Origin of the sequence: Streptomyces sp. Ncost-T10-10d, from assembly GCF_900091955.1 — a bacterium.
In the GTDB taxonomy this organism is placed as follows: Bacteria; Actinomycetota; Actinomycetes; order Streptomycetales; family Streptomycetaceae; genus Streptomyces.
In genome coordinates this window covers 18404-34818 of the sequence record NZ_FMDF01000076.1, presented here as the reverse complement: position 1 = coordinate 34818, position 16415 = coordinate 18404, and the positions used below count along the sequence as shown (strand labels likewise).

The window sequence follows — 16415 nt, the reverse complement described above, 5'->3', positions numbered from 1 at the left end:
GCGGGTGAGCAGTTCGTCCATCGAAAGTCCGAGCGCCCCGGCCAGCGCCGCGACGGTGAAGAAGGCGGGGTCGGGGGCACGGCCGGTCTCGATCTTGCGCAGCGTCTCGGCGGAGATTCCGGCACTCGCCGCGATCTCGACCATGCTGCGCCCGCCACGCGCCTCGCGGAGCAGCGCTCCGAGGCGTTCGCCGCGGCGGCGTTCTTCCGGGGTCAGGGGGGTTCGTACCATGTCGGCATTCTAATACCGCTGCGACCGGTATAGTAATTGGCGTGACGGAGCTCAAGAAAGACAGTCATGTCCCCGTCAAGAGCAGGGAGGGTTCCTCGTGCAGGCTGCACGAGGAACCCTCCCTATGCGTAACTTTATTGACGTACCGTCACGGCTGTCCGCTCGGCGTCACGACCATGGCCGAACCTCCGCCCCGGCGCACCTTCTCCGCAGCCGCCAGCCACCGTCCGTCCGGCAGCCGCTGCACACCCGTCGCCGCCCCGATCTCCGGGTTCAGCTTGAAGACATGCCCCAGCGATTCCAGTTCCGCCCGCACAGGACTGTTCCACAGCCCCGGTTCGATCTCCGTCGTCGCCGAGTTGCGCTGGCTGGCACGCGGCGCCGCGATGGCGTCGACCAGCGGCAGCCCCCGGTCGACCTTGCCGATGAGCGACTGCAGCACGGTCGTGATGATCGTGGCACCACCCGGCGAGCCCAGGGCCAGCACCGGCTCACCGTGCTTCAGCACGATCGTCGGCGAGATGGACGAGCGCGGCCGCTTGCCCGGACCCGGCAGATTCGGGTCGTGGACCGCCGGGCCGGCGGGCGCGAACGAGAAGTCGGTCAGCTCGTTGTTGAGCAGATAGCCGCGCCCCGGCACGGTGATGCCGCTGCCGCCGGTCTGCTCGATCGTCAGCGTGTACGCGACGACGTTGCCCCACTTGTCGGCCGTCGTCAGATGTGTGGTGTTCTCCCCCTCGTACGTCGTCGGGGCGGCCGTGCCGCCGGACTTGCAGTCGGCCGGGTGGCCGGGGTCTCCCGGCGCGAGCGGGCTGGTGAGCACCGCATCGTCCTTGATCAGGCATGCCCGCGAGTCCGCGAACCGCTGGCTGAGGAGCCCCTGCGTCGGTACGTCCTCGAACGCGGGGTCGCCGACCCATCGCCCGCGGTCCGCGAACGCGATCCGGCTCGCCTCGATGTAGCGATGCAGATACCGCGCCTCGCTCGCCTTCGAAAGGTCCGTGGATTCCAGGATGTTGAGCGCCTCGCCGACGCTCGTACCGCCGGACGAGGAGGGTGCCATGCCGTACACGTCGAGGCCGCGGTAGCCGACCTTCGTCGGAGCCTGCCGCAGCGCCCGGTAGGACCGCAGGTCCTTGGCCGTGAGGTCGCCGGAACGCACGACCCGGGTGGCCTTCGGGTCCACGGGCGGGTTGCGTACGGTCCGCACGACATCGTCGGCCAGCTCGCCCTTGTACAGCTCATCGATGCCCTTGCGGCCCACCTGTTCGTACGTACGCGCCAGATCGGGGTTCTTGAACACCGAGCCGACCACCGGCAGTTGTCCGCCCGGCAGGAAGAGTTTCCGGCTCGCCGGGAAGTCGGCGAACCTGGCCTGATTCCCCTCGGTCTGCGAGCGGAACGTGCTGTCGACGACGAAGCCGTCCTTGGCCAGCCGCTCGGCCGGCTTCAGCACCTGCCGCAGCGACTTGCTTCCCCAGGTGTCGAGCGCGGTGTCCCAGGTGGCCGGGGTGCCGGGGGTGCCCACGGCCAGTCCACTGGTGACGGCGTCGGCGAAGGCGAGCGGCTTGCCGTTTTCCAGGAACAGCGAGGAGTCCGCGCTGCGCGGTGCGGTCTCCCGGCCGTCGATCGTCTCCACGGTGTGCTTCCTGGCGTCGTAGTAGACGAAGTAGCCGCCACCGCCGAGACCTGACGAGTAGGGCTCGGTGACACCGAGCGCCGCCGCGGTCGCCACCGCTGCGTCCACCGCGTTGCCGCCCTTGCGGAGCACCTCGATACCGGCGGCCGAGGCATCCGCGTCGACGCTGGCGACCGCCCCTCCGTAACCCACCGCGACAGGCGACTTGGGCGGCGGTGCGGTCGGTGGTACAGACGAGGACGGGGCGGCTGCCACAACCGTGACGACAGCGGCGAAGACAACCGGCAACGACACATTCCGCGCGACGAGACGTCGCATGCGCACCTCCAGTGAAGGATTGTCCGCCGCAGGGTAACGCCGCCGCGCCCACCTCGTCAGGACCGCCGTGAACCCGGGGCCGATCGCCCGCTAGCGTCGCCGATGTGACACGGGCCGCGCAGACCCCCGTACCCGCACCGCGCAACTCGCACCGGGCGACGGGCTGAGCCTCTGTCGCGAAGGCAGGAAGCCGGCCGTCAGACGGAGCAGCGGGCCGGCCCGATGACACCGTCGGTTCCGGTCACCTTCACCGCCGCCTTCCGGTCTGCGGTGCGGGCCTGCGCGGCCGTGCAGATCAGCTGCTGCCGGGCGACCTCGGAGAGTTTCGTGACGGCGGTGTTCACCCGGACCGACACGCCGTCCGGCCCCAGAGTCAGACTCAACGCGCCTCGAATGTACGGAAGTTCGGTACGCAGGCCCGCCTCGGCCTCGGCCTTTGTGGGACCGTCGAAGAGCATGGCGATCGCCTTGTCGGAGCCCCGCCACACGTGCTCCGTGCCCGAGGATTCGCCTTCCACCGGCAGGGCGAACGGCCTTACGACGGGCATCAGCCGGTTCGCGGACGACGAGGACACGAAGTAGAGCAGGGTGCCCTGGCTCCCCGGCGCCACATCCACGGTCGCCGGATCGCCGACCTCGACGACATCCGTCGCCTGTATCCCGCACCCGTTCGCCAGCAGCACGAGAGGCAGCAGGGCGCCGAACGCGCGTACGCGTCTCACTGTCCCTCCTGCGGTAGTTCCACGGTCAGGACCGCGCCGCCCGCTGGTCCGTTGGCGGCGCGCACGGTGCCGCCGTGCAGCCGTACGTTCTCCTGGGTGATCGCCAGGCCGAGCCCGCTGCCCGCCGACCGGGTGCGGGCCGCGTCGGCCTTGTAGAACCGGTCGAAGATGTGCGGCAGCACGGCGGGGTCGATCCCTGGCCCGCTGTCCGCGACTTCGGTCACCAGCCAGTGAGCCGCACCTCGCCGCTCGGTCCTCAGCCGGACGGTGACGGGCTGCGCACCGTGCCGCAGGGCGTTGCCGACCAGGTTGGCGACGACGATGTCGAAGCGGCGCGGGTCGAGCATCGCCCTTATCCCGTCGGGCAGTTCGGTTCGGACCTGGTCCTCCCAGTGCCTGCCCTGCAGGGTCTTGCGGATCGTCTCGGCGACGTCGACCTCGTCCAGGTGGAGATCCGCGGCCTTCGCGTCGAAGCGGGAGATCTCCATCAGATCCTCCACAAGGGTGGCGAGCTTCCCGGTCTCGGCGCTGATCAGCCGGACGGCCGCCGCGGTGTCCGCGTTCAGCTGGGCGGCGTCCTCGTCGAGCACCTCGGTGACGGCGAGCATCCCGGCGAGCGGGGTGCGCAGCTCGTGCGAGACGTCCGAGGCGAACCGTCTGGCCCGCGCCTCCGCCCGCTGGAGCTCCTCCACCGACTCCTGGAGCTTGGTCGACGACTCGTTGAACGTCCACGCGAGTTCGGCGAGTTCGTCGGAGCCCTTGACCTCGATACGGGTGTCGAGCTCGCCCCGGCCGATGCCGGCGGCGGCCCGCCGCAGATCGCGTACCGGGCGCAGCACGCTGCGGGCGGCGAGCAGGGCGGGCACCAGCGCGATCAGGAGGGCGGGCAGGGCGCCGTCGCGGGCCGCGGTGACCATGGCGCTGACATTGGCCTCCTCGCTGGAGAGCGGCATCACGGCATAGAGGACGAGCCCGGTGGGCTGGCGTCCGTCGCCCCGGTCGAAGACTGCGGGCATCCCGATGGTCAGCCAGGGCTTGCCATTCTTGACGACCCGTTGGAAGGAGCCGTGCGCGTCTCCACGTGCGGCGTCGCGCAGTGCGGGCGTGATCACGCCGGAGGTGGGCTGATCCGTCGAGGAGACCCGGGTCTTGCCGTACTCGGCGAAGACGAACCAGGTGTGCGGCTTGCCCTCCCCGGCGAGGGTCTGGCAGGTCCGCCGCAGCTGCTCCGGGTCCACCGGAAGGGTCACCGCCTGTGCGGCGATCCGGTCGCGGAACTGGGCGACGGCCGTGTCCTGCGCCTGCTGGAGGATGGCGGAGCGGGCCTCCCGGTAGGTCAGGGTCGCGGTGGTGACGACGCTGATCGCCGCGACCAGGAGGAAGGCGCCTATGAGACGGGTCCGCAGTCCGAACCGTGCGGCGAAGAGCTTCATGCGAGCGGTCCGAAGCGGTAGCCGAAACCGCGGACGGTCTGGATGTAGCGCGGGCTGCCCGCCACGTCCTCGATCTTCTGCCTCAGCCGCCGTACACAGGCGTCGACCAGGCGCGCGTCTCCGTGGTAGCTGTGCTCCCAGACGTATTCGAGGAGCTGCTGCCTGCTGAAGACCTGCTCGGGCGAGGCCGAGAGGTGGAGCAGCAGCTTCAGTTCGGAGGGCGCGAGCAGGATGCGCCGCCCCGCCTTGGCGACGGAGAGCCCGGCGCGGTCGACGGCCAGTTCGCCGTGGAATTCGATGCCGACGCGCCCCGCGGGTTCGGCGAGCCTGCGCAGTACGGCGCGGATTCGGGCCTCTATCACTTCGGTACGAGCGGGCTTGACGATGTAGTCGTCGGCGCCGGCCTCCAGCCCGACGACCACGTCGAAGTCGTCACCGCGCGCCGTGAGCATGATGATCGGCAGCTGGCTGGTCTCCCGTATCAGGCGGCAGACCTGGACCCCGTTCATTCCGGGGAGCATCAGATCGAGAAGCACCAGATCGGGCCGGAACTCCCCCAGCGCGGCCAGCCCCTCCTCACCCGTTTCGACGGCCCGCAGCTCATGACCGCGCCGCCGCAGCCCCAGCTCGACCCCTTCCCGTACGGAGGGGTCGTCTTCGATCAGCAACACGCGAGGCATGGCAGCAGTATCCCAGCGATCAAGGAATGGATTCGAACCGGTGGCCGGACTGTGCGCCGGGGCTCACGCCCGCCGCAGCCGCCCCCGGCCCGCCGCGATCACGGCGCTGATCTCCCGTAGCCGCAGCGGCCGTGCCAGCAGCGCCACCGTGAGCAGGAGTACGACAGCACCCGCCCCCACGGCAGCGAAGTCCCCGGACCCCTCGCAGGCGCGAGCGGCCAGGTATCCCAGCAGCCCGGCGGGCACACACGCCACCGCCAGCCGGAGCTGCGCCCACAGCCCGGGCGAACGCATCAGTGAGGGCCGGGCGGCATCGCCGCCGGAAACCCTGCGGTGCAGCACATACGCGGTGACGCCGAAGCCCGCGAACAGTGCCACGGTGTACGCCCCGGCCATCCCGGTCACGGCCCAGCGGACCGGCAGCAGCAGATACGCGGCGATCGAGAGCCCGGCGTTGAGCGCCGCGATCACCAGATTGAGGAGGAACGGGGTGCGGGTGTCGCTCATCGCGTAGAACGCGCGGGAGAGCACGTACTGCCCGGAATAGGCGATCAGCCCCGGCGCGAACGCCATCATCATCCCCGCCATCACGGCAATGTCCGCGTCGCCGGTGCGCCCGTATCCGTACACGGCCCCCATCACCCACGGTGCCAGCGCGAACAGCAGGGCCACCGCGGGGACCACGACCGCGGCCGAGGTGCGCAGGGCGTACGAGACATCGCGCCGGACACCCGTCAGGTCGTCGTCGGCCGCCGCCCGGCTCATCCGGGGCATCAGCGCGGTGACGAGCGAGACGGTCACGATGCCGTGCGGCACCACCCACAACTGAAAGGCGTAGCTGTACGCGGTGTAGCCGACGCCGCCCGGCACATGCTGTTCCGCGGCGTGCTGACCGGTGGCGGTGGAGAGCCGGGTGACCACCCAGTAGGCGATCTGGTTGGTAGCCACGAGCATGACGAGCCAGCCGGCCGCGCGCAGCGGCCGGGTGAGACCGCTGCCCCGCCAGTCGAACCGCGGCCGCCAGCGGAACTTCGCGGCGCGCAGCGCGGGCACCAGGGCGAGCGTCTGCACCGCGATCCCGGCGGTCGTCCCCCAGCCGAGCCACTGGGCCTGCGTCGAAGTCAACGTACCGTCGGAGCCTGCCGCGACGGCCAGATAGATCCCGAACACCGCAATGATCACCACGTTGTTGAGGACCGGGGTCCACATCATCGCGCCGAACCGGTCGCGGGCGTTGAGCACTTGCCCCAGGAGGGTGAACAGCCCGTAGAAGAGGATCTGCGGCAGGCAGTAGCGGGCCAGAGCGATGGTGAGGTCGGCCTGTTCGCCGTGGTAGTCGGGGGCGTAGACCGAGACGATCCACGGGGCGCCGACGACCGTGAGAGCGGTGAGGGCGAGGAGCCCGATCGTGCAGATGGTGAGCAGCCGGTCGGTGTACGCGGCGCCCCCGTCGGTATGGTTCCTGGCGGCCCGCACCAGCTCGGGGACGAAGACGGCGTTGAGCGCGCCGCCGATGAGCAGTGTGTAGAGGATGTTGGGCACGGTGTTGGCGACGGTGTACCCGTCCGCCTGGAGTCCGGTGCCGAGCGCGGCGACGACGACCGCCGAGCGAATGAAGCCGGTCGCCCGGGAGACGATGGAGCCGGACGCCATGACGGCGCCGCTGCGCAGCACCGAGCCGGACTTGCGCTCTACGGCCTTCGCGGAGGCCGCCTCGGTGGCCGTCATCGGCGCGCCAGGTACGCCTGGAACGCACGGTACAAGGTGTTGTTGGCAGCTCCGCCCACCGATGTCTCCCACTCTCCGAGGGTCTCGACGACCTGGCCTCCGGTGCCGAGCTTCCAACGGAGCAGCCCGAAGGGGCGGTCGTCGGGGTCAAGGGTGGAGGGTACCCCGCGCATGTCGTGCACATCGGCCCCGAGCCCATGGGCGTCGAGCATCATCTTCCACTGCAGCGCGTTGCTGGGACGGACCTCGCGGCGGTGGTCGGCGGAGGCGCCGGTCTGGTACCAGACCCGCCGGCCGGTGCTGATCATGGTGTGGGCGGCCAGGATCTCGCCTTGATGGACGGCCAGATAGAGCTTCATCCGGCCGGGATGTTCGGCATTGAGTACGGCGTACTGCTGTTGGTAGTACGCGAGGGAGCGGCCGAGCCGGAAGCCGTCGCGCTCCTCGGTGATCCGCAGCAGGCGGTGGAATGCCGGCAGTTCGGCCGCGCCGCCGATGACGATCCGCACCCCGGCCTTCTGGGCCTTGCGTACATTGCGGCGCCACTCCTGGTTGAGTCCCGACCACAGTTCGCCGGGAGTCCGTCCGGCGAGCGGCACCTGGAAGACATAGCGCGGCTGTGCGTCGGCGTCCCCTCCCCCGTCGCCGCCGCACCGGCGCCAGCCGCGGGCCCGGAGCCGTTCGGCGACGGCCGTGCCGAGCGGGTCCACCTCCGTCGCGAGTACGTCGCTGACCTTGCGGCCGGGGCCGGTTGCGGCCTTCAGGCGGGCGGTGTCCCAGCGGCGGTACGCCGGCGAGGGGCCGATCCGTACGGCGAAGGCACCGGACTTCCGCAGGTGCGCCATGAGCGGCCGCAGCCAGCGGTCGATGTCGGGGTCGGCCCAGTCGGCGACCGGCCCCTCGGGCAGGTACGCGAAGTATTTGCGGGTTCCCGGGAATTGCCGGTAGAGCACCAGCGCGGCCCCGGCCAGTTCGGCCGAGTCGCTGTGCCAGCCGACCATTTCGGAGGTCCATCGGTCCTTCACCGAGGCCCAGGACGGATACTGCAGAAAGCTTGCCTCCGTACGGGTGGACACGAACGCCCGGTGCTCGGCGGCGGTCAGGCTGCGTATCCGTAGCTCGTGGTCATGGCTGCGGTCTCCGGTCGCGAGCAGCGCTGACATGTTCGTGGCCCTCCCTGGTCCGCCCCGTTGTCGGCTCTGCGGGGCTGCACAGGATGCTCACAGCGGTCCGTGACGGAGCCGAGCGGCGAATGTGACCGGACGATGACCGTTGCGCTGCGGTCCATGTCACACAGGGGATTTCCCGGTTTTCGGCCGATTTGCGGAACCTATCGTCGGGTGCATACCTCTCCACCGACGAGAAGCAATGCCTTGGAGGTTTTTCCGTTGATCTCTGCACGCCGGCGCATACGCCGTACCGCCCCGCTCGGCCGCCCGGTCCGGCTCACCCTGATCGCGGGTACCGCGGTGCTCGGCGCCACGCTCACCGCCTGTTCCGGCGCGTCCGCATCGGACTCGGGCAAGGGATCGGGACATGTGGCCGGGAAAGCACCGGCGCAGGACACCAAGATCTCGGTGAACCTCCAAGGAGGCGGAGCCACCCCCGGCAAGCCGGTGAAGGTGACCCTCGACAACGGCAAACTGAAGACGGTCACGGTGAGCGCGGCCGAGGGGGACGCGCTCACCGGTCGGATATCCGCCGACGGCAGGACCTGGACGTCGGACCGGCCGGCCGCGCCCGGCACCACGTACAGCGTCGAGGCGAAGGACACCGGGGGCGGCAGCGACAAGGCCGGGTTCACCACCGCCGGGGCCGACAAGGTCAACAAGCTGACACTGGCCCCCGGCAAGAACACCACGGTCGGCATCGCACAGCCCCTGTCGATCGTCTTCGACAACCCGGTGAAGGACAGGGCCGCGGTCGAGAAAGCCCTGAAGGTCTCCACCTCGAACAACACCGAGGGCTCCTGGGGCTGGCTGCAGGACTACTCCGGCAAGGACCGCGTGGACTGGCGGCCCAAGGAGTACTGGAAGTCCGGAACGAAGGTCACGCTCGACGCCGACCTCAACGGAATCGACTCGGGCCCGTCCGGCGGCTGGTTCGTCCGCGACTACAGGACCACCTTCACCATCGGAACCAACCGGGTGGTCAAGGTCGACCTCGACCGTCACCGGCTGGCGCTGAAGCGGGACGGGAAGACCGTCATGGACGTGCCCATGTCGGCCGGCACCCCGGGCGGCGAGAAGGCGTCCTGGCGCGGCACGGCCGTGCTGATGGCCAAGGAGGGCACGATCAACATGCGCTCCGAGACGGTCGGTCTCGGCGACGCCTACGACAAGATGGTCGACTCGTCGATGCGGCTGACCTGGTCGGGGATGTACGCCCACGCGGCGCCGTGGAACGCCGCCTACTTCGGGGTGGCCAACCACAGTTCGGGCTGTGTCGGAATGAGCGACGCCAATGCCGGTGCGCTGTACCAGCAGGTGCGGGTCGGCGACCCGTTCGAGATCACCGGCGCGGACGCCAAGGGCACGGTCGCGGAGGGCAACGGGTACGGGGCGTGGAATGTGACATGGTCCGACTGGCAGGCGAAGAGCGCGCTGAAGTGAGCCGCACGGCCGCGCCGCGCTACTGACACCGCATCCGACAATCGTTGATCTCACGCAACTCACCGACGAGTTACCACGAGCAGGGAGCCAGGGTTTCCGTCGGGTCACTTTGCGTCGACGCGGCACATCCGGGGCGCGGCCGGGCTCCACACCACACTGACCAGCAACAAGGAGAGCGGCACCTTCGTCGCGTATCTCCACGACGAAGGGCCGCTCGGCCTCGGCAAGCTGATCAGCAACGCCCCCTGTACCTTCCACGGGCAGACGCCGGACCGGCCGTTCCCCGTGGACCTGGAGCTGTTCTCCACCGCCTACGATGTCCCGGCCGGTCACCGGCCCACCCTGGTGATCGACACCGTCGACCCGCTGTACATCGAGCACAACCCGGCCGGCTCACAGCTGACCTTCTCCTCGCCCCGGGCGGACCCGTCGTACGTGTCCGTTCCCTTGCGCGAGAAGTGATCACCGGCTGCTGCCGGGCGGGCACTGCCCCTCGGGAACCGTTTCGCAGCGGGTCCCGGCTACTGCACTCCCGGCAGCAGCGTTCCTGGTTCGGCCGGTGCGACCTCCACGGCCTTCGTCTTCGGATTGCGCCGCTCCCGCTTGGCCACCCAGGTCGCGAACCAGGAGAGCAGCATGCACATCCCGATGTAGATCGGCGAGATCACCATCACCACAGGGATGAAGGGGAGATCGTAGTCGAGGTTGGACGCGATGAGCTTGCCGGCGTGGAGGAATTCCTCGTAGGTGATCAGATAGCCGAGCGAGGTGTCCTTCAGCGCCACCACCAGCTGACTGATGATCGTGGGCAGCATGGCACGCACCGCCTGCGGGGCCAGTACGAACGTGATGACCTGTGTCTTGCGCATCCCCAGGGCGTACGCGGCCTCGCGCTGGCCGCGTTCCACCGAATTGATCCCGGTACGGAACACCTCGGCGAGCACCGAACCGTTGTACAGAGTCAGACCGGTGACCAGCGCGGGCAGCGGCTGCACCTTCAGCGCCACGAAGATGAAGAAGATCATCACCAGAACGGGCATGGCCCGGAAGAACTCGACCAGCAGCGTCGAGACCCGGCGCACGACCCGGTGGTCGGAGAGCCGGCCGACGGCGAGCACCGCCCCGAGCACGAGGGAGAGCACGGCGGCGTATGCGAACGCCTTGAGGGTGTTGCCCAGTCCGCGCAGCAGCAGCTTCTGAATGCCCTTGTACTCGAAGGGTGTCCATTTGGCGCTGGTGAACTGTCCGGTGTCGAAGAGCAGATAGATGACCCAGCCGACCAGGGCGAGGATCAGGACCGTCGAGACGGTCCCGTACAAGCGGTGGCGTTTACGGGCGACCGGGCCCGGGATGTCGTAGAGCGCGGTGGCGGACGGCGCGGTGCGCGTGGTCATCGGGCGACTCCCCAGCGCTTCTCCAGCACATTGAAGAGCGCACTGATGGACAGGGTGATGATCAGGTAGCCGACGGCGATCCAGACGAAGGTCCAGATGATGCTGTAACCCAGCTCGTTGAGGGTCTTGTAGGTACCGAGCAGCTCGGTGACGCTGAAGGCCCCGGCGATCGCCGAGTTCTTGGCGAGGGCGATCAGTGTCGAGCCGATCGGCGGGATCACCGTACGGAACGCCTGCGGCAGCACGATGCTGTTCAGCGTCTGACCGAACGTCATACCGAGGCTGCGGGCCGCCTCGCCCTGCCCCGTCGGCACGGTGTTGATGCCGGAGCGCAGCACCTCGCAGATGAACGCGGAGGTGTAGCAGCCGAGCGCGAGGACCGCGAAGACCTTGAAGGGAAGCACCAGGCCGAAGCGTGGCAGTCCGAGCAGCACGGCGAAGAAGAGCAGCGTCAGCGGGGTGTTGCGCAGCACCGTCACCCAGACCGTGCCGAGCACCCGGAGCGAGCCGACGGGAGCCACCCGGCAGGAGGCCATGAAGAAGCCGAGGAGCAGGGCCAGGATCGAGGAGTAGACGGTCAGCTCGACCGTGCCGAGGAAGCCCTTGCCGTAGAGCGAGAGGTTCTGTGTGAGTACGTCCATGGTCAGTGCCCGCCCTCTCAGGTCGCCGGGTAGCGGTCGATGGGCGGCGGAGTCGGCGCGGGCACCCCGGACAGACCGAGTGTGGCCTCGAACGCCCTCTTCCAGTTGCCGTTCTTCTCGTTCGCCTCCAGGGCGTCGTTGAGGGCGAACCGCAGCGCGTTGTCGCTGCGCGGGACGCCGATGCCGTACGGCTCCTCGGAGAACGGCTTGCCCACCACCTTCAGCTCCTTGGGCGCCTTGGCGGCGAAGCCCAGCAGGATCGCGTCGTCGGTGGTGACGGCATCGACCTGGTACGTCAGCAGGTTGTCGACGCAGATCGAGTACGTGTCGTAGGCGACCAGGATCGCCTTCGGGTAGTCGGCGGCGATGCGCTGGTACGGGGTCGATCCGGCCGCCGAGCAGACCGTCCTGCCGGCCAGGTCCTGAGGGCCGTTGATGTCGTGTTCGTCGGTGCGGACGAGCAGCGACTGCCCGGCCATGAAGTAGGGCCCGGCGAAGCCGACGAGCTTCTTGCGCATGGCGTTGATGGTGTAGGTGCCGACGTAGTAGTCGATCTGGCCGTTCTGAAGCGCCGTCTCGCGGTTGGCGGAGGCGATGGTCTTGAAGCGGATCGTCTTCGGGTCGAAGCCGAGTGAGGCCGCCATCATCTTGGCGATCTCGATGTCGAAGCCGGAGTAGACGCCGGTGGCCGGGTCCTTCTCGCCCAGGTAGGGCTGGTCCTCCTTGGCCCCGACCCTGAGGTATCCGCGCTTCTTCGCCTTCTTCCAGGTCGGTGATCCGGGCAGCCGGAAGCCGCTGTCGACCTTGTACACGGGCAGTTGCTCGGGCTTCGGGCCCTTCACCGGCGGGCTGCCCTCCTTGCCGCAACCGGCGGCGAGCACGGCCAGCAGGAGACCGGCGCAGACGGCCAGAACTCTTCTCGTACGGAACACGGAGCTCCCCGTCAGTGCTTGAGGATCTTGGACAGGAAGTCCTTGGCGCGGTCACTCTCGGGAGCGGTGAAGAACGCCTCGGGAGTGCGGTCCTCGACGACGCGGCCGTCGGCCATGAAGACCACGCGGTTGGCGGCGGAGCGGGCGAAGCCCATCTCGTGCGTGACGACGACCATGGTCATGCCGTCCCGGGCGAGCTGCTGCATGACCTCCAGCACCTCGTTGATCATCTCCGGGTCGAGTGCCGAGGTGGGCTCGTCGAAGAGCAGTGCCTTGGGGTCCATGGCGAGGGCGCGCGCGATGGCCACCCGCTGCTGCTGGCCCCCGGAGAGCTGGGCGGGGAACTTGTCGGCCTGCGAGGCGAGTCCGACCCGCTCCAGCAGTTCCCGGGAGCGCCGGTCGGCGTCGTCCTTCTTCCGCTTGCGGACCTTGAGCTGGGCGAGCGAGACATTGGCCAGCACGGTCTTGTGCGCGAACAGGTTGAACGACTGGAAGACCATGCCCACTTCGGCCCGGAGCTGGGCCAGCCCCTTGCCCTCCTCGGGAAGAGGTCTGCCGTCGATCGCGATGTGACCCGACTCGATCGTCTCCAGCCGGTTGATGGTCCGGCAGAGCGTTGATTTACCGGAGCCGGAGGGGCCGATGATCACCACCACCTCCCCGCGGCCGACGGTGAGATTGATGTCCCGCAATACGTGCAACTGCCCGTAGAACTTGTTGACGTCCCGCAGCTCGATCAACGGATCGACGGCCATACGCTGCCCCACCCACTTGTCGCTATGTCGAGGTCAGCGCAAACTATCCAGCGCGAAAAGGGGCTTCGCCTCCGACACGCAAAAATGGGGCATAAGGCGTCTTATCTGGTTTTAGTGAAAGTACTACCCCTCGGCCGACTCCGAGTACACCTGCGAGAGCTCGGGGCTGCCCGCGATCGCCCAGTCCAGTCCGGCCTCGACCACATCGATCTCCCGCCCCGAGGCGAGCCGCACCACGGGCTGTCCGCTCGGCCAGATGTTCCAGACCGCACCTGGCACGTTCCGCACCAGAACCGTGCCCAGGTACAGCCCCGCGTCGTTGCCCAGCCAGGGCAGCTCCTCGGGATCGTCGCGCCAGCGCGGCGGCAACTGGTCGAGAGCCGCCAACGAGGCCGGACTGTCATCGAGTTCGAGCCCCCGCTGCCCCGCCCGGACACGCAGCAGCTCGCACTCGGCGAGGAGCTCGGCCACACCCTCGGGATCAGCCACGACGGCGGCTGCGAGCCCCGCCCCTCGCGTACCGTCGTGACGCTTACGCCAGTTGTCCAAGAAAGGGATGTTCATGATCGATTCCCCTTTGATGCGTTGCCACCGAATACGGGCCCGGCCTGGGGAGCATCACACACGGGCGGCGTCGAGCAGCTAGCTCCGGATAGCGTCAGTTCGCTCACATTCACCATGATCATCTCCCACTCGACTCCCACCGGGCTCCCCTCGCGTCAACTGAGCGAAGTGCGAACATCAGCCCACCATGACACAAAACAGGCCCCGGGTCGCTGCACCTTGGGGGGTGTGGACGGCGACCCGAGACCGGCAATGCGACCAACGATGGAAATCGTTTCGCGCTGGTCGCCCATGCGAGTGAATAAACGTTCGAATTTACACACTACCGGTAGCCCTGCCGCATATGCCAGGAGGATCAGGGCTGTTCCAGCCCGCCCTCCGGCAAGTGCAGCGATCATTCGTGGTCGAAAAATGCCGGAAATCAGCTGTTGGCTTGTGGCCTTGCAGGTCACAGTATGTGTCGAGTGCCTGCCGCCGTGGATCCTCGAACACCGCCGCGCCCTCGACCACCGCATCCGCGACCGGGTCATGCACCAAACCCTCGCGCAGGAGCAGCTCGCCCATCGGACCGAGCCCCCCACCGCGACACGATCCAGCGCGTCGAGGGCGCCCAGAACGACACTCGAATCAGCCACCTATGGCGCATCGCCGGGGCCTCGACCCGAGGCCCTCGATACCACGGTCGCTGCGCTCCTCGGCGATCAGCAGCCCGCTTTACGGCTGCTCGCCCTGGCAGCAAGGTCCGGCCCGGACCTCGGTGTCGAGGTTATGGGCGCCGAGCCGGTCGCGGATGATTCCGACACCGACCGCGCCAGTGGTGAGGGGATTCTTGCGCCGGATGCAGGCACGGCCGGCGGACTGGTCCCCCAGCGCGTCCGCCCCGCACCGGGCGCTGTTCCGGGGCGGGGCGGTTCTGTGGCTGCGCCCAGCCATGGGCGCGAATGTGATGAGTCCACGGCCTCATCCATGGCTCTGTTCACTACGAAAGCAGATCTTGACCGCGCGATGATCTCGGCAGGTGCCGCCGATGTAGCCGCCCCGTCAGCCGCCAGGTCTTCCACTGCCGAAAGCCCCACCGTTGTCCTCCTTGCGTGCGTCCCTTGGCGAAGAGGGCCGGTTGAGCTCATACGGGCTGAGACCCAGACCTTCCCTGAAATCATCTGCAGCCCTCAGGTTCTCGTCGCTTCGGGAAGAAGGCTCGGCCCGTGGTCCCTGCTGTCGTGCCCGAGACCGACGGCGCGTGTCCCACCAGAGGAGGCCAAGCAGAACAGCGACTACGACCACTGCTATGCCAACGGGGAAGATCCAGCGCACAGCCGAGGCAGCCACTGTGATGTCACTGATGGGCACCTGGCTCACAAGGTGGCTCATTTGGCCCACGTCCTTCCGGAGGGGACTCCACCGCTCACAAGGCGAAGCAGAGGCTTCCACTCATTGGAGAGAGAGCCCGCGATGGCCGGAGCCGTGGGGAACTCCAATCCCGCCGACCTTGGCGGCGGGACCAATCTCGCGGGGCCCGCCTGAACTGGACATCCGGCAAGGCTCAAGCTCCCTGATAAGTCTACGGCGGGGCATACGCCGGCCGCGCGACACCGAGGGCCGCAGCAGGCCGGCGGCGTTCATACGGCTCCGCTCGTCGGCTTTCGCGCAGTCGGCACGGCGATTGACTCGAACGAATGTACGATCTTCCGCCTGATCTGCCACGCCTCCGCATCCTGCGGACCTGGCACGCCATGTGGCTGGGTCGGATCGACGAAGCGTTCGCAGCAGCCGAGCAGCAGCAGGGCGAGGAGCGGCGGCCGCCGCAACCGGACTGGGTGGTGGAGCTCAGCGTCGGGCTCGGCGCCCGCCCCGTCGAGGTCCACGCCGGACACTGCTACGCCATCGGGAAACGCCACCGGGCCATCAGCCGCGAGCAGGCCCTCGCCGCACTCGCCGAAGGCATCCGGGCCTGCGCACACTGCCGACCGGACGCCGAGTTCGGGGTGCTGTGAGCGGCAGCCGGCCGCACCCTGAAAACATGAGCGCCCCCATAGTCGTGCACCGCCCTTCCTCAGCCGGCGGCCGGGCGGTCACCATCAACGGCGACATCGCCGGCCTCGCCCGCGACGACCGCGACCTGATCGAATTCCTCCGGCAAGCCGGGATCTACGACGCCGAGCACTGCCTCGACGACCCGCACTGGATCGAATGGCGCGGCGGGCAGGCGCACCGGTACGAAGCGGCGTGAGGCGCTGCCCTGCGGCGCTCGGTCACGCCATGAGATCACCCCGTGTCGCCCGCTTTGTCGCATCGCGAATGATCGCTTCCTTCGTTCCCTGACGCAGCGGCTCGATCACTCCGCTCGGCACGGTCACCGCCCGCGTCGGTCTGCCCGGGACCTCGGGCGGCCGAGAGGTGCCGACGCTCCGGTGCTCCGCTGTTCCGGCGGCAAAAGGGGTGGCAGCGAGGATATCCGAGCTGGTACGTTCGCGATCATGTCCAGCCCCGAGTCCGACAGAGACTAGCCACCGGTCCACCGGTGGCTGATCCATTGCCGAGTCGATCCCGTACGGCCGAGTACCGGCCGTGGGTTCGCTGCCGCCGGACTGCCGCCGCAGGACCACCGCCGTGTGGGCTGCGCTTTCCCGTATGCGCTCGTGACGCACTCGTGCGCAGATTCTCCGGCTCCGGCGCCTGCCGAGTCGTCGAGTCCCGTCCTTGAACACCCCGGACGTTCTTCCGTGTTGCCGCTCGTCCTGACGAGCGGGCGCGGCCCACACCCCC

The 16415-nt window shown here is 68.6% G+C and carries 16 protein-coding genes and 1 pseudogene; 4 read left to right on the top strand and 13 right to left on the bottom strand.

Annotated features, from left to right (window positions below; all coding sequences use genetic code 11):
• The 7 genes from GA0115254_RS11755 to GA0115254_RS11725 form a co-directional block, all read right to left on the bottom strand.
• The coding region (locus tag GA0115254_RS11755) for a helix-turn-helix domain-containing protein (RefSeq protein ID WP_093895232.1) at window positions 1-231 on the bottom strand (231 nt) is incomplete at its 3' end.
• 148 nt (window positions 232-379) lie between these two features.
• Window positions 380-2188: a gamma-glutamyltransferase gene (gene ggt, locus GA0115254_RS11750; RefSeq protein WP_093895231.1), complete on the bottom strand. Its 1809-nt coding sequence runs from the start codon at window positions 2186-2188 to the stop codon at window positions 380-382.
• Between the two features lie 197 nt (window positions 2189-2385).
• Window positions 2386-2910 (bottom strand): hypothetical protein, encoded by a 525-nt coding sequence (locus tag GA0115254_RS11745; RefSeq protein WP_093895230.1) that lies wholly within the window; start codon window positions 2908-2910, stop codon window positions 2386-2388.
• On the bottom strand, window positions 2907-4343 hold the full coding sequence (locus tag GA0115254_RS11740) for a sensor histidine kinase (protein ID WP_093895229.1): 1437 nt from the start codon (window positions 4341-4343) through the stop codon (window positions 2907-2909). The genes GA0115254_RS11745 and GA0115254_RS11740 overlap by 4 nt, the downstream gene beginning before the upstream one ends.
• Complete coding sequence (locus tag GA0115254_RS11735; protein ID WP_093895228.1) at window positions 4340-5023, bottom strand: response regulator transcription factor; 684 nt, start codon at window positions 5021-5023, stop codon at window positions 4340-4342. The genes GA0115254_RS11740 and GA0115254_RS11735 overlap by 4 nt, the downstream gene beginning before the upstream one ends.
• Before the next feature lie 63 nt (window positions 5024-5086).
• Entirely contained in the window at window positions 5087-6751 is a 1665-nt protein-coding gene (gene murJ, locus GA0115254_RS11730) for a murein biosynthesis integral membrane protein MurJ (RefSeq protein ID WP_093895227.1), read from the bottom strand.
• A complete protein-coding gene (locus GA0115254_RS11725) occupies window positions 6748-7914 on the bottom strand; it encodes a lipid II:glycine glycyltransferase FemX (protein WP_093895226.1) in 1167 nt (388 codons plus the stop codon). The genes murJ and GA0115254_RS11725 overlap by 4 nt, the downstream gene beginning before the upstream one ends.
• Before the next feature lie 225 nt (window positions 7915-8139).
• On the opposite strand from GA0115254_RS11725, the gene GA0115254_RS11720 reads away from it, so the two are divergent.
• Entirely contained in the window at window positions 8140-9363 is a 1224-nt protein-coding gene (locus tag GA0115254_RS11720) for a L,D-transpeptidase (RefSeq protein ID WP_176740075.1), read from the top strand.
• A gap of 111 nt (window positions 9364-9474) precedes the next feature.
• Window positions 9475-9825: pseudogene (locus GA0115254_RS11715) on the top strand (CocE/NonD family hydrolase C-terminal non-catalytic domain-containing protein); the annotation flags it as partial.
• A gap of 59 nt (window positions 9826-9884) precedes the next feature.
• Here GA0115254_RS11715 and GA0115254_RS11710 read toward each other — a convergent pair.
• From GA0115254_RS11710 to GA0115254_RS11685, 6 genes are all read right to left on the bottom strand, one after another.
• Window positions 9885-10757, bottom strand: a complete 873-nt coding sequence (locus GA0115254_RS11710; RefSeq protein WP_093895224.1) for an amino acid ABC transporter permease — start codon at window positions 10755-10757, stop codon at window positions 9885-9887.
• Window positions 10754-11398, bottom strand: a complete 645-nt coding sequence (locus tag GA0115254_RS11705; protein ID WP_093895223.1) for an amino acid ABC transporter permease — start codon at window positions 11396-11398, stop codon at window positions 10754-10756. Before GA0115254_RS11705 ends, GA0115254_RS11710 begins: the two co-directional genes overlap by 4 nt.
• A gap of 17 nt (window positions 11399-11415) precedes the next feature.
• Window positions 11416-12330 (bottom strand): glutamate ABC transporter substrate-binding protein, encoded by a 915-nt coding sequence (locus GA0115254_RS11700; RefSeq protein WP_093895222.1) that lies wholly within the window; start codon window positions 12328-12330, stop codon window positions 11416-11418.
• Window positions 12331-12341: 11 nt separating this feature from the next.
• On the bottom strand, window positions 12342-13085 hold the full coding sequence (locus tag GA0115254_RS11695; RefSeq protein ID WP_093895221.1) for an amino acid ABC transporter ATP-binding protein: 744 nt from the start codon (window positions 13083-13085) through the stop codon (window positions 12342-12344).
• A 123-nt stretch (window positions 13086-13208) separates the two neighbouring features.
• Window positions 13209-13649 carry a DUF6278 family protein gene (locus GA0115254_RS11690; RefSeq protein WP_093895220.1) on the bottom strand — a complete coding sequence of 147 codons (441 nt, stop codon included), beginning with the start codon at window positions 13647-13649 and terminating at the stop codon, window positions 13209-13211.
• A gap of 714 nt (window positions 13650-14363) precedes the next feature.
• Window positions 14364-14582: a hypothetical protein gene (locus GA0115254_RS11685; protein ID WP_093895219.1), complete on the bottom strand. Its 219-nt coding sequence runs from the start codon at window positions 14580-14582 to the stop codon at window positions 14364-14366.
• A 743-nt stretch (window positions 14583-15325) separates the two neighbouring features.
• On the opposite strand from GA0115254_RS11685, the gene GA0115254_RS11680 reads away from it, so the two are divergent.
• Window positions 15326-15643 (top strand): DUF6233 domain-containing protein, encoded by a 318-nt coding sequence (locus GA0115254_RS11680; RefSeq protein WP_093895218.1) that lies wholly within the window; start codon window positions 15326-15328, stop codon window positions 15641-15643.
• Window positions 15644-15669: 26 nt separating this feature from the next.
• The gene (locus GA0115254_RS11675; protein ID WP_093895217.1) at window positions 15670-15879 is read left to right on the top strand and encodes a hypothetical protein; all 210 of its coding nucleotides are present in this window, start codon (window positions 15670-15672) and stop codon (window positions 15877-15879) included.
• The last annotated feature ends 536 nt before the right edge of the window (window positions 15880-16415 follow it).

Excerpts from the sequence above, each read along its gene's own strand:
- ggt (WP_093895231.1), bottom strand. The coding sequence starts at position 2,188 with ATGCGACGTCTCGTCGCGCGGAATGTGTCGTTGCCGGTTGTCTTCGCC.
- GA0115254_RS11740 (WP_093895229.1), bottom strand. The coding sequence starts at position 4,343 with ATGAAGCTCTTCGCCGCACGGTTCGGACTGCGGACCCGTCTCATAGGC.
- GA0115254_RS11735 (WP_093895228.1), bottom strand. The coding sequence starts at position 5,023 with ATGCCTCGCGTGTTGCTGATCGAAGACGACCCCTCCGTACGGGAAGGG.
- murJ (WP_093895227.1), bottom strand. The coding sequence starts at position 6,751 with ATGACGGCCACCGAGGCGGCCTCCGCGAAGGCCGTAGAGCGCAAGTCC.
- GA0115254_RS11725 (WP_093895226.1), bottom strand. The coding sequence starts at position 7,914 with ATGTCAGCGCTGCTCGCGACCGGAGACCGCAGCCATGACCACGAGCTA.
- GA0115254_RS11710 (WP_093895224.1), bottom strand. The coding sequence starts at position 10,757 with ATGACCACGCGCACCGCGCCGTCCGCCACCGCGCTCTACGACATCCCG.
- GA0115254_RS11705 (WP_093895223.1), bottom strand. The coding sequence starts at position 11,398 with ATGGACGTACTCACACAGAACCTCTCGCTCTACGGCAAGGGCTTCCTC.
- GA0115254_RS11695 (WP_093895221.1), bottom strand. The coding sequence starts at position 13,085 with ATGGCCGTCGATCCGTTGATCGAGCTGCGGGACGTCAACAAGTTCTAC.
- GA0115254_RS11690 (WP_093895220.1), bottom strand. The coding sequence starts at position 13,649 with ATGAACATCCCTTTCTTGGACAACTGGCGTAAGCGTCACGACGGTACG.
- GA0115254_RS11685 (WP_093895219.1), bottom strand. The coding sequence starts at position 14,582 with ATGGCTGGGCGCAGCCACAGAACCGCCCCGCCCCGGAACAGCGCCCGG.
- GA0115254_RS11680 (WP_093895218.1), top strand. The coding sequence starts at position 15,326 with ATGTACGATCTTCCGCCTGATCTGCCACGCCTCCGCATCCTGCGGACC.
- GA0115254_RS11675 (WP_093895217.1), top strand. The coding sequence starts at position 15,670 with ATGAGCGCCCCCATAGTCGTGCACCGCCCTTCCTCAGCCGGCGGCCGG.